This is a genomic window from Streptococcus infantis, assembly GCF_047460685.1.
GTDB classification, from domain to species: Bacteria; Bacillota; Bacilli; order Lactobacillales; family Streptococcaceae; genus Streptococcus; species Streptococcus infantis_AD.
This window is the reverse complement of record NZ_JASHFS010000015.1, coordinates 21,098-33,581: the sequence shown is the minus strand read 5'-3', so window position 1 is coordinate 33,581 and position 12,484 is coordinate 21,098. Positions and strand designations below refer to the sequence as shown.

Genomic DNA, 12,484 nt, shown 5'->3' with positions numbered 1-12,484 from the left:
TGTTTAGAACCATTTTTTATGGATGAGGTAAAGAGTGAGAGAAACACTCATAGCAAAGGCGATAAAGACGATGAGCCAGAAAGCGTGCGGTTCTCCGTTTAAAGGGATTTCATTGTCCTTAAAGTTCATTCCGTAAGCTGAGAAAATCATGGTCGGGATGGACATAACGATAGTCACAAGTGCCAAGGTTTTCATGATATTGTTCTGGTTATTTGAAATGATAGAAGCAAAGGTCTCTGTCATAGAGTGAAGGACGTTTCCATAGATGTCCGCCATCTCGATGGCCTGTTGCGTTTCAATCAAGGTATCTTCCAGTAAGTCTTCATCTTCAAGGTATTTCTTGATATTGCTAGTTGCGCTGGTCAATTTTTTAATCACGCGCTCGTTTGTCTTCAGAGAGGCTTTGAAGTAGACGATGGTCTTCTCCAACTCCATGAGTTCGATCAATTCTTCGTTTCGAGTAGATTTGTGAAGTTGACTCTCGATCTGCTCACTCTTACGTTCAATCGAACGGAGGGCAGTTAGGTAAATCTCCGCATTGCGGTATAGGATTTGGAAGATGAAGCGCGAACGCATGAAGGTATAGAAATTTCGAAGCCTACGATTGATAAAGACATCAAGAAGTGGTAGAGGCTCCAAGCAGGTAGTGATGATAGCCTCTTCTGTGATGATAATCCCCAAGGGAATAGTCACATAGTAGGTCTGGTTATTTCTTTCCTCTGTTATTGGGACGTCTACGATAATCAAGGTGTATTCATCTTCGATGGTGATACGAGACATTTCTTCGGCATCGAGCGGTGCACGGAGATCGGCGATATCAATATCAAAGGCTGAGGCGATTTCCATCGATTCGCTTTGAGTAGGATTGACGAGATTGATCCAAGTGCCCGGCTGGAGCGTATCGATCTCTTTAAATTCAGTTGTTGTTGAGAGAAAGACTTGTTTCATATCTCCTATCCTTTCCTAATCTAATCCGTGTTTCAGTGATTTTTGACACCGTACTATTATACTACAAAATCGGCTTTTTTGGTAATAGAATTTCACTTTTTTTGGTATAATGGAAAGCAACAATGAACTAGAAAGAAGTAATATGCAAGATAAGATTGTCATCCATGGGGCACGCGCCCATAATTTAAAAAATATAGATGTGGAAATTCCGCGTGACAAGCTAGTTGTGGTGACGGGACTATCTGGATCAGGAAAATCTAGTTTGGCCTTTGATACCCTTTATGCTGAAGGGCAGCGTCGCTACGTTGAAAGTCTGTCAGCCTATGCTCGTCAGTTCTTGGGCAATATGGAAAAGCCAGATGTGGATTCTATCGATGGTCTCAGCCCTGCCATTTCCATTGACCAGAAAACGACTAGTAAAAATCCTCGTTCGACGGTTGGGACAACGACGGAAATCAACGACTATCTGCGTCTCCTTTATGCACGTGTCGGAACACCTTACTGTATCAATGGACATGGGGCTATCAAGGCTTCGTCTGTCGAACAGATTGTAGACAAGGTATTGGAATTGCCAGAGCGCCAGCGTCTGCAGATTTTGGCTCCTGTTATTCGTAAGAAAAAGGGTCAGCATAAGACGCTGATTGAAAAGATTCAAAAGGATGGTTACGTCCGTGTCCGTGTCGATGGAGTTGTCTACGATGTGACCGAAGTTCCTGAACTTGAAAAAAATAAACAACACAACATTGACGTGGTGGTAGACCGTATTATCATCAAGGAAGGTATCCGTAGTCGTCTCTTCGATTCCATTGAAGCAGCCCTTCGTATCGCAGAAGGTTATGTGGTTATCGATACCATGGATGACTCTGAGTTGCTCTTCTCAGAACACTACGCTTGTCCAGTATGTGGCTTTACGGTTCCAGAACTAGAACCTCGTCTCTTCTCTTTCAATGCACCGTTTGGTTCATGTAGTGAGTGTGATGGTTTGGGGATCAAGCTAGAGGTTGATACGGATCTAGTAGTGCCAGATGCTAGTAAGACCCTTTGTGAGGGAGCATTGGCACCTTGGAACCCTATCTCTTCTAACTATTATCCAAATATGCTAGAACAAGCCATGACAGCCTTCGGAGTGGACATGGATACTCCTTTTGAAGCCTTGTCAGAGGAAGATAAGAATCTCATTTTCTATGGTTCAGATGGTAAGGAATTCCATTTCCACTATGAGAATGAATTCGGCGGAGTTCGCGACATCGACATCCCTTTTGAGGGAGTTGTCAATAATATCAAACGTCGCTATCATGAAACCAATAGCGACTACACTCGCACCCAGATGCGCCTCTACATGAATGAGCTGACTTGCGGAACCTGTCACGGCTATCGTCTCAATGACCAGGCCTTATCTGTTCGTGTAGGAGGAGAGAAGGGGCTTCATATCGGAGAAGTTTCTGACCTTTCTATTGCAGACCATTTGGAAGCTATTGATCAGTTGAGCCTATCAAAAAATGAAGCCATTATTGCTCGTCCGATTCTTAAGGAAATCAAGGACCGCTTGACCTTCCTTAATAACGTGGGTCTTAACTATTTAACGTTATCCCGTTCTGCAGGAACATTATCAGGTGGGGAGAGCCAACGTATTCGCTTGGCAACTCAGATTGGTTCCAATCTCTCAGGAGTGCTTTATATTCTAGACGAGCCGTCAATCGGTCTTCACCAGAGGGACAATGACCGCCTGATTGCCAGTCTGAAAAAGATGCGTGATTTGGGGAACACCTTGATCGTAGTAGAACATGATGAAGATACCATGCGTGAGGCTGATTATTTGATTGACGTTGGCCCTGGTGCAGGGGTCTTTGGTGGAGAGATTGTAGCAGCAGGAACGCCTAAGCAGGTGGCTCGCAACAGTAAATCCATTACAGGACAGTATCTATCAGGAAAACGTGCGATTCCAGTGCCGTCAGAACGCCGCGTTGGAAACGGTCGCTTTATCGAGGTGACTGGGGCGCGTGAGAACAACCTACAAAATATCACCGCTCGCTTCCCACTCGGGAAATTCATTGCGGTGACAGGGGTCTCTGGCTCAGGGAAGTCGACACTTATTAACAGCATCCTCAAAAAAGCCATTGCTCAAAAGCTCAATCGAAATTCAGACAAGCCTGGAAAGTTTAAGACTATCTCAGGGATTGAGCATATCGATCGTCTGATTGATATTGACCAGAGTCCAATTGGACGAACACCGAGGTCTAATCCTGCGACCTATACAGGTGTCTTTGATGACATTCGAGATCTCTTTGCTCAGACAAATGAAGCCAAGATTCGAGGTTACAAGAAGGGTCGCTTCAGTTTCAATGTCAAGGGTGGTCGCTGTGAGGCCTGCTCAGGTGACGGGATTATCAAGATTGAGATGCACTTCTTGCCAGACGTATACGTAGCTTGTGAAGTCTGCCATGGAACCCGCTATAACAGTGAAACGCTGGAAGTTCATTATAAAGAAAAGAATATCTCGCAAGTTTTAGATATGACCGTCAACGATGCGGTAGAATTCTTTAAACACATTCCGAAAATTCAACGCAAACTCCAAACAATCAAGGATGTAGGTCTAGGTTATGTGACCTTGGGACAACCAGCTACGACACTTTCTGGTGGAGAAGCTCAACGTATGAAGTTGGCTAGCGAGCTCCATAAACGCTCGACCGGTAAATCCTTCTACATTCTAGATGAACCGACAACTGGTCTTCATACCGAGGATATCGCGCGTCTACTGAAGGTCTTGTCTCGCTTTGTAGATGATGGTAATACAGTTCTCGTCATTGAGCACAATCTGGATGTCATTAAGACAGCAGACCATATTATTGATTTGGGGCCTGAGGGCGGTGTCGGTGGTGGAACCATCATCGCAACAGGAACTCCAGAAGAAGTAGCTGCCAACGAAGCCAGCTACACAGGACACTATTTGAAAGGAAAGTTACATCATGAATAAACGTGTACAAGCATTTCTCGCTAAAATGCAAGAAAAAGAACTAGATGGCATCATCATCAACAATCTTAAAAACGTCTATTATTTGACTGGTTTTTGGGGCTCAAACGGAACAGTTTTTATCAGCCGTGACCGTCAGGTCTTGGTGACAGATTCTCGCTATATCATTGCAGCCAAACAAGAAACCAGTGGTTTTGAGATTGTAGCTGACCGTGATGAATTGGCTGTCATTGCAGGCATTGTTAAGGACATGGGCTTGTCTCGAATTGGTTTTGAGGACGAGATTTCGGTTTCTTATTACCACCGTATGCAGGCAGCTTTTGCAGGTTTGGACTTGCTTCCACAAACACAGTTTGTTGAAGGTCTTCGAATGATTAAAGATGAGGCGGAGATTGCAGCGATTCGTAAGGCTTGTTCTATCTCGGACCAAGCTTTTCGCGATGCGCTTGACTTTATCAAACCAGGAAAAACTGAAATTGAAATTGCTAACTTCCTTGACTTCCGCATGCGTGAATTAGGCGCTGCTGGTTTGTCTTTTGACACGATTCTAGCTAGCGGGATCAACTCTTCTAAACCCCATGCCCATCCAATGCACAAGCCAGTAGAACTAGGCGAAGCTATCACTATGGACTTCGGTTGTCTTTATGACCACTATGTCAGTGATATGACACGTACCATCTACCTAGGTCATGTGAGCGACGAACAAGCAGAAATCTACAACACCGTTTTGAAGGCCAATCAAGCTCTGATAGACCAAGCTAAGAATGGCTTAGGTTTCCGTGACTTTGATAAAATCCCTCGTGATATCATTGTGGAAGCAGGCTATGGAGAATACTTTACTCACGGTATCGGGCACGGTATTGGACTTGATATCCACGAAGAACCTTACTTTAGCCAAACTTCCAAAGAAGTTATCAAAACTGGTATGGTCTTGACTGATGAACCTGGTATTTATATTGAAGGTAAATACGGGGTTCGTATCGAAGATGATATCTTGATTACAGATACAGGTTGTGAGTTATTAACCCTTGCTCCAAAAGAATTAATCGTAATCTAAGAAAAATGAGATAAATCGTTGACTTTTACTAGTTAAAGGTTTATACTGAAAGGCGAAAACGGTAGGTGAGGCTACCATAGGGATACGGATGACTACCGCAAAGCAGTGGAGACACTACTCGTTGGTCAACAGTCCTGGTCGCGAAGGTCAAGACTAAGCTCATTACATCGCCCTATGGAGTTAAAGCTTGAACGAAAACGGATAATAAGTTTTTTAGTCCTGCCATTTTATGGCAGGACTTTCTGCTGTTTTAGAACAAAGAAGGGAGACAAACGATGCAAATTGACGATCATCCAGAACCGCACATACACAGCCAATCGCTGATTTGTGTCGTTCTGTCCTTATAAAGTGATTGGTCCCCGTGTATGAAATCACCATTCATACAGATAGGAGAAACCAATGAAAACTACAAAAGAAAGACTAGCAGCAGCTATTCAAACTCCATTTAAAGATAGTCTAGCTTTTTACCATACAAGTCTAAAAGGCTTAGATTCAGAACAAGTTCAAGAAAATCGTGACCTATATGGTGAAAACACCATCACCAAGGGCCAAGAGGATTCCATCTTAAAAAAGATTTATGAGTCCATTATCAATCCTTTCACAATCATTTTGCTTGTGATTGCCTTTATCTCTCTCGTTACAAACGTCTGGCTTGCCAAACCTGGTCAAGAGGATCCAACGACTTCTATCATTATCGTTGTCTTGGTTTTGATTTCAGGAGGTATCCGTTTTGTCCAAGAATTGCGGAGCGACAAGGCGACAACCAATCTTTCAAAAATGATTGTCAACACTGCAACTGTTATTCGTGATGGTCTTGAACAAGAGTTGCCAATCGATGAGTTGGTTGTGGGAGACCTCGTGAAATTGAGTGCTGGAGATATGATTCCAGCAGATGTCATCTTGTTCGAATCCCGCGACTTTTTCGTTCAACAGTCAGGTTTGACTGGAGAAAGCGATGCAGTTGAAAAGCTTGCTTTAAATAAAGCCACTGGTCAAAATATAGATAGCCTTTTAGAAGCAGAATCCTTGGCCTTTATGGGAACAAACGTTATCTCAGGAAGTGCTACAGCTATGGTCCTAGCAGTTGGGGATGACACCATGATGGGAGCCATCGAGCAAACTCTCAACACCTATGATGAGCCAACTTCTTTTGAACGTGAAATGAACAGCATTTCTTGGCTCTTGATCCGCTTGATGCTTGTCATGGTCCCAATCGTATTTTTCGCAAATGGATTGACCGATGGAGACTGGCTAGAGGCTGGAGTATTTGCCTTGAGCGTGGGTGTCGGACTGACACCAGAAATGCTTCCGATGATTATTACAGCCAGCTTAGCAAAAGGTTCCATTATTATGGCCAAGGAAAAGGTAGTCATCAAAAAACTCAATGCTATCCAAGACTTAGGAGCAATCGATATCCTTTGTACGGATAAAACTGGAACTCTAACGCAAGATGAGATTGTCTTAGAATACCCCTTGGATATCCACGGTGATTTGGACATGGCAGTCTTAAGAAGAGCTTATCTAAATTCACATTTCCAAACAGGTTTGAAAAACTTGATGGATCGTGCCATTATCAGTAGAACCGAAAAAGAAGCCAAAGAACACGCTATTCTACAAGATTTGGATAACATCTTCCAAAAGATTGATGAACTGCCTTTTGACTTTGAACGCAGACGCATGAGTGTCATCGTCAAAGACGACAGCAATGTCGTTAGTATGGTGACCAAAGGTGCTTTGGAAGAAATGTTGACCATTTCGACTCATGTGGAATACCGCGGAGAAATCATTCCCCTAACCGAAGACATTCGCCAAGAAGTATTAGCAGAAGTTGGTCAATTAAACCGTCAAGGTTTGCGTGTTTTAGGTGTTGGTTACAAGTCAGGTCTACGTGAAGATTATGCCTATGCTGTGACTGATGAAAGTGACATGATCCTTACGGGGTATCTTGCCTTCTTGGATCCGCCAAAACCATCTGCAGCACCCGCTATTCAAGCTCTGCTTGAGCATGGTGTCAAAACAAAAATTTTAACTGGGGATAACGAAAAAGTAACTCAAGCCATCTGTGAAAAGGTTGGTTTGGACGTTGAGCATATGCTCTTGGGCTCTGATATCGACAAAATGACAGATCAAGAATTGGCAGAAGCAGTTGAAAGAGTGACAGTATTTGCTAAATTGTCTCCTGACCAAAAAGCTCGTATCATTCTACAGTTAAAGAGAAATGGTCATGGTGTTGGTTATATGGGGGATGGTATTAACGATGCTCCATCTATGAAGGTGTCAGATGTGGGTATTTCTGTAGATACAGCAGTCGATATCGCTAAGGAAACAGCAGATGTTATTTTGCTAGACAAGGATCTCATGGTTCTTGAAACTGGTATCGTTGAAGGTCGTAAGGTCTACGCTAACATGACCAAGTACATTAAGATGACCGTCAGTTCAAACTTTGGGAATATCTTCTCACTTCTTGTTGCGAGTATTTTCTTGCCGTTTTTACCAATGGCTCCTGTACATCTAATCGTCCTAAATCTAGTTTATGATTTGTCCTGTGTAGCCTTGCCGTTTGATAATGTGGATCAAGACTTCCTAAAACAACCCCATACATGGGAAGCAAAATCCATTACCCGATTTATGGTTTGGATGGGGCCTATCTCATCTATCTTTGATATTTTGACCTTTATCTTCCTTTACTTTATCATTGTTCCAATGATAACAGGCCATCATTATGTTCACGGGTCAGAATCTGCCCTTCAGTTTATTATCTTATTCCAGACAGGATGGTTCATCGAATCTATGTGGTCTCAAACCATGGTCATCCATATGCTTCGTACAGCAAAAGTTCCTTTTGTACAAAGCAGACCAGCTTGGCTTGTGATTTTTATGACTCTGATTGCAGCTTTTTTCGTAACCAGTCTACCTTATGGACCGCTAGTAAATATACTTCGTCTGGCACCGTTAGGACTTCCTTACTTCTTATTCTTAATCTGTATTATTTTCTTGTATATGTTTAGCGTCACAGTTATTAAGAAATTTTATATTAAGAAGTATAAAGAATGGTTATAGTTCGTGTTTTGTCAAGAAAAAAGTTCAAAAATTGCCAAAAAAGTTAAAATTTTTTTAAAATAGGTCGCAAGTCCGATGTTTTTTATGGTATAATAGACTAAACTGATAGTAACATGTAGCGAAAGGGGTAGGTACATGATTAAAATTTATACAGTCTCAAGTTGTACTAGCTGTAAAAAAGCGAAGACCTGGCTCAATGCCCACCAGTTAAGTTATAAAGAACAAAACCTCGGTAAGGAAGGAATTACGAGAGAAGAATTACTTGATATTTTGACAAAAACAGATAATGGAATTGCAAGTATCGTATCATCGAAAAATCGTTATGCAAAGGCCCTTGGTGTTGATATCGAAGATTTGAGTGTCAATGAAGTGCTCAACTTAATTATGGAAACACCACGTATCTTGAAAAGTCCGATTCTTGTAGATGAGAAACGCCTACAAGTTGGTTATAAGGAAGATGATATCCGTGCCTTTTTGCCACGCTCTGTCCGTAATGTGGAAAATGCAGAAGCGCGTTTACGTGCGGCTCTATAAAACATCAAGGCTGGGAGTGACTCCTGGCCTTCTCTAATATTTAAATTTGATAACATGTGAGGATTTATGAAAAAGTTAGTCATTGGAACATTCGCAACGCTATTTTTGCTCGTTGGATGTGGTCAGAAAAAAGAAACAGCAGCTTCAACTACTGAGAGTTCTCAAGAAGCCCTACAGTCTACCTTGCCCGTATTAGAAAATGCATCCAAGAATACGGTTGTGACCAAGACCTTGGTGTTGCCAGCTGATGAGAGTGGTGCTCAGCAAACTCAAATCATTACCTACAAAGGCAATCAATTTTTAAGCTTGACCATTCAGCAAAAACGTCCTGTATCAGAAGATTTAAAAGCTTATATTTCTGAACGAGGACTAGAAGAAGCTAAAAAAGCTCTAAAAGAAGCTGAGGACAAAGATGAGTCTGTTCAAGCAGCTCGAAAAATTTCAGGCTTTACCATCGAAACGACTCTTTTAAATGAGAAAGAAATGGAAACTAAGACTAGCTATGATTTCCAAACGATGGATATTAAAAAAGCCAGCGAAAACGAATATTTGAAGAATGTTGGACTGGAAAACCTATTGAAAAACGAACCAGAGGACTATATCGCAAATCGTGTTGCAAATGGGGCAACAGTCAAGTAGAAAGTCACAGAAAATCAACAGAATCAGACTGTGTGATTTGTAGAACGACCGTGAATGTGCTATAATAGTACTATTCTAAGGAAAGAGGGTGTTAGAATGGGATTTACTGAAGAAACCGTACGTTTTAAATTGGACGATTCCAATAAAAAAGAAATCAGCGAAACATTGACAGATGTCTACGCTTCCTTGAACGAAAAGGGCTATAACCCTATTAATCAGATTGTAGGCTATGTTCTTAGTGGTGACCCAGCTTACGTTCCTCGTTATAACAATGCACGAAATCAAATCCGTAAGTACGAGCGAGATGAAATCGTTGAAGAATTGGTCCGCTACTACCTTAAAGGACAAGGAGTCGATCTATAATCTATGAGAATTATGGGATTGGACGTTGGTTCAAAAACGGTAGGGGTAGCGATTAGTGATCCACTTGGGTTTACGGCTCAAGGGCTTGAAATCATCCAAATCAATGAAGAGCAAGGTCGGTTTGGTTTTGAACGTCTCAAAGAATTGGTTGAAGCCTATAAAGTGGAGCAGTTTGTTGTTGGTTTGCCTAAAAACATGAACAATACAAGTGGCCCACGGGTGGAAGCTAGCCAGGCATATGGCGAGAAGTTGGTAGAGCTCTTTGGCTTACCGGTAGATTATCAAGATGAACGCCTAACTACGGTCGCTGCAGAGCGTATGTTGATTGAGCAAGCGGATATTAGTCGCAATAAGCGTAAAAAAGTTATTGATAAATTAGCCGCTCAATTGATTTTGCAAAATTATTTAGATAGAAAATTTTAAGACAGAGGAGAAACTATGTCACACGATCACAATCACAACCACGATCACGAAGAACGTGAACTTATTACACTTGTAGATGAGCAAGGAAACGAAACCTTGTTTGAAATCCTTTTGACCATTGACGGAAAAGAAGAATTTGGTAAAAACTATGTCCTTCTTGTACCAGTTAACGCAGAAGAAGATGAAAACGGCGAAGTTGAAATTCAAGCATACTCATTCATCGAAAATGAAGATGGAACAGAAGGCGAATTGCAACCAATCCCTGAAGATTCAGAAGATGAATGGAACATGATTGAAGAAGTCTTCAACAGCTTTATGGAGGAGTAAAAACATCCGGGGGATGTTTTTAGCCCTGCGCTAGAAAATAGAAACGCAGGTAGTCTGGTAGACTGTATCAGCCCAGTTCCTTGAAATAAGAGAGAACTGGTGAGGCCGGAGAACGTTTTTAGCCCAACTCCTAGAAACTAGAAAGAGTTGGAATACCCAGTGGATGTTTTTAGCCCTGCGCTAGAAATTAGAAACGCAGGTAGTCTGGGAGACTGTATCAGCCCTGCTTCTAGAAAGAAGAAAAAGCAGGAACGTCCAGTGGACGTTTTTAGCACGTATTGCAATAAAATATAGCTAAGTACTAGCTAATTCAGTGAAAAGCGAAGAGAATCTTCGCTTTTTTGTTAAGGATTAAGGAGATTAAGCGTGTTTGAAGTAGAAAAATGGCTTCATAGTCGAATCGGTTTGAATTTTAGATCAGGCTTGGGGCGGATGCAGAGAGCGATAGACTTGCTGGGGAACCCCGAGCAAGCCTATCCTATTATCCATGTGACAGGGACAAATGGAAAGGGTTCAACCATTGCCTTTATGAGAGACCTCTTTGTTTCTCATGGTAAGAAGGTGGGGACCTTTACTTCGCCCCACATTGTTAGCATCCATGATCGGATTTGTATCAATGGTCAACCCATATCGGACGCAGACTTTATCCGTTTGGCAAATCAAGTTAAGGAAATGGAGCAAAGACTTCTAGAAACTCACGATCAGCTATCTTTTTTTGAATTGTTAACTGTGATTGCTTTGCTTTATTTTAAAGAACAAGGGGTGGATCTAGTTCTATTAGAAGTTGGAATTGGTGGCTTACTTGACACGACTAATGTGGTGACTGGAGAGATTGCAGTTATTACTTCAATCGGCCTAGATCACCAAGAGACCTTGGGCGATAGTCTGGAAGAAATCGCTAAACAGAAAGCAGGAATTTTTAAGCCAGAAAGAGTAGCAGTGATTGCAAACTTAGCTCCTGAAGCCCAGCTCGTTTGTCAAAAGATAGCAGAAGATTTAGATGTAACTCTCTATCAAGCTGATAAAGATTTTTCTTTCAAAGAAGGCCAGTTCTCTTCATCTCTTGCGGAACTGAGACAATTAAAACTAGGTTTGGAAGGATCTTATCAAGAGGAGAATGCTGCTTTGGCTTTGCAGGCATTTCAGTTGTTTATGACAGCGAGAGGTGAAAAGGCCAATGAGGAAGTTGTACGGCATGCTTTGAAAACAACCAGCTGGGCTGGGCGTCTAGAAGCTGTTACGGAGCACATTTATCTAGATGGTGCCCATAATCTACCAGCCTTGGAGCGGTTGGTTGAATTTATCCAGCAAAAAATTCAGCAAGGTCATCATCTCCAAATCCTTTTTGGTGCTTTAAAGCGTAAAGATTACAGTGGCATGCTTGGTTATCTGACAGACCATTTACCTGATACAGCTCTCTATGTGACGAGTTTTGACTATCAGGGATCTTTGGGGGAACAAGATTTGAGCGGCCATCATATAGTTTCTTCCTATCGAGACTTTATAGATGATTTTGAAAAGTCTGCAGGTGAGAAAGACTTACTGTTTGTTACAGGTTCCCTCTATTTTATATCTGAAGTTCGTGCCTATCTTGTGAATGTTTGAACCCGCTTGATATAGTAGAGGTGAAATGGCTCAGCAGTATTATGATACTTCATAGTTGTTAAAAGAAAGGAGACATTATGTCACTAAAAAAATTCACACTTTCTCTTGCTACTGTGGTAAGTCTTAGTCTCTTAGTTGCGTGTTTGCCAATAACTAAGTCGACACCTTTATCCCAAGCAAGCACTAGCTCTGAAGCGAGCACTAGTCAAGTATCAGAAATCAGTGCCTCTAGTTCTACTACTAGTGCAAAGACTGACACAACTATTAATATAGATGGGACCTACAAGGGGCAAGACGAGGGTGATAGCATTACTCTTGTAGTCACTGGAAATACCGGAACGTGGACAGAAGTTGAAGCGGACGGAGATCAAGAGGTTAAGAAGGTGACCTTCGAACCAGAAAATCAGAGAGTCTTTATTGGAGACGATATCAAGATTTATGTGGCAGAAGAGAACCAGATTATTATCGATGACATGGACCGCGACGTTTCTGATCGTATCGTTTTAAAGAAATAGATATTTTGTAAGGATTTGAATCTGGCTAAAACAGGTGCAAAT

Annotated in this window: 11 protein-coding genes and 1 riboswitch; of the genes, 10 read left to right on the top strand and 1 reads right to left on the bottom strand. The window is 41.9% G+C overall.

The window, feature by feature from the left end; all coding sequences use genetic code 11:
- Positions 1 to 3: 3 nt before the first annotated feature.
- Positions 4 to 948: a magnesium transporter CorA family protein gene (locus tag QM917_RS08205; RefSeq protein ID WP_000815631.1), complete on the bottom strand. Its 945-nt coding sequence runs from the start codon at positions 946 to 948 to the stop codon at positions 4 to 6.
- A gap of 142 nt (positions 949 to 1,090) precedes the next feature.
- Between QM917_RS08205 and uvrA the strand changes: the two genes are divergently transcribed.
- The 10 genes from uvrA to QM917_RS08155 all read left to right on the top strand — a co-directional run bounded on the left by uvrA (position 1,091) and on the right by QM917_RS08155 (position 12,442).
- Entirely contained in the window at positions 1,091 to 3,922 is a 2,832-nt protein-coding gene (gene uvrA / locus QM917_RS08200) for an excinuclease ABC subunit UvrA (RefSeq protein ID WP_414285439.1), read from the top strand.
- Positions 3,915 to 4,976 carry a M24 family metallopeptidase gene (locus QM917_RS08195; RefSeq protein WP_414285438.1) on the top strand — a complete coding sequence of 354 codons (1,062 nt, stop codon included), beginning with the start codon at positions 3,915 to 3,917 and terminating at the stop codon, positions 4,974 to 4,976. The genes uvrA and QM917_RS08195 overlap by 8 nt, the downstream gene beginning before the upstream one ends.
- Positions 4,977 to 5,029: 53 nt before the next feature.
- Positions 5,030 to 5,183, top strand: a riboswitch (M-box (ykoK) riboswitch).
- Positions 5,184 to 5,375: 192 nt separating this feature from the next.
- A complete protein-coding gene (gene mgtA / locus QM917_RS08190) occupies positions 5,376 to 8,036 on the top strand; it encodes a magnesium-translocating P-type ATPase (protein ID WP_414285437.1) in 2,661 nt (886 codons plus the stop codon).
- A 135-nt stretch (positions 8,037 to 8,171) separates the two neighbouring features.
- A complete protein-coding gene (gene spx / locus QM917_RS08185) occupies positions 8,172 to 8,570 on the top strand; it encodes a transcriptional regulator Spx (RefSeq protein ID WP_000591165.1) in 399 nt (132 codons plus the stop codon).
- 66 nt (positions 8,571 to 8,636) lie between these two features.
- Positions 8,637 to 9,209, top strand: a complete 573-nt coding sequence (locus QM917_RS08180) for an SP0191 family lipoprotein (RefSeq protein WP_414276427.1) — start codon at positions 8,637 to 8,639, stop codon at positions 9,207 to 9,209.
- Positions 9,210 to 9,305: 96 nt separating this feature from the next.
- Positions 9,306 to 9,572, top strand: coding sequence for an IreB family regulatory phosphoprotein (locus tag QM917_RS08175; RefSeq protein WP_000507060.1), 267 nt, complete (start codon positions 9,306 to 9,308; stop codon positions 9,570 to 9,572).
- 3 nt (positions 9,573 to 9,575) lie between these two features.
- A complete protein-coding gene (gene ruvX / locus QM917_RS08170) occupies positions 9,576 to 9,995 on the top strand; it encodes a Holliday junction resolvase RuvX (protein WP_153224566.1) in 420 nt (139 codons plus the stop codon).
- A 15-nt stretch (positions 9,996 to 10,010) separates the two neighbouring features.
- Complete coding sequence (locus QM917_RS08165) at positions 10,011 to 10,322, top strand: DUF1292 domain-containing protein (RefSeq protein WP_414285436.1); 312 nt, start codon at positions 10,011 to 10,013, stop codon at positions 10,320 to 10,322.
- 366 nt (positions 10,323 to 10,688) lie between these two features.
- Positions 10,689 to 11,927 (top strand): bifunctional folylpolyglutamate synthase/dihydrofolate synthase, encoded by a 1,239-nt coding sequence (locus QM917_RS08160; protein WP_414285435.1) that lies wholly within the window; start codon positions 10,689 to 10,691, stop codon positions 11,925 to 11,927.
- Positions 11,928 to 12,004: 77 nt separating this feature from the next.
- Complete coding sequence (locus tag QM917_RS08155) at positions 12,005 to 12,442, top strand: SP_0198 family lipoprotein (protein WP_414285434.1); 438 nt, start codon at positions 12,005 to 12,007, stop codon at positions 12,440 to 12,442.
- Positions 12,443 to 12,484 lie beyond the last annotated feature (42 nt).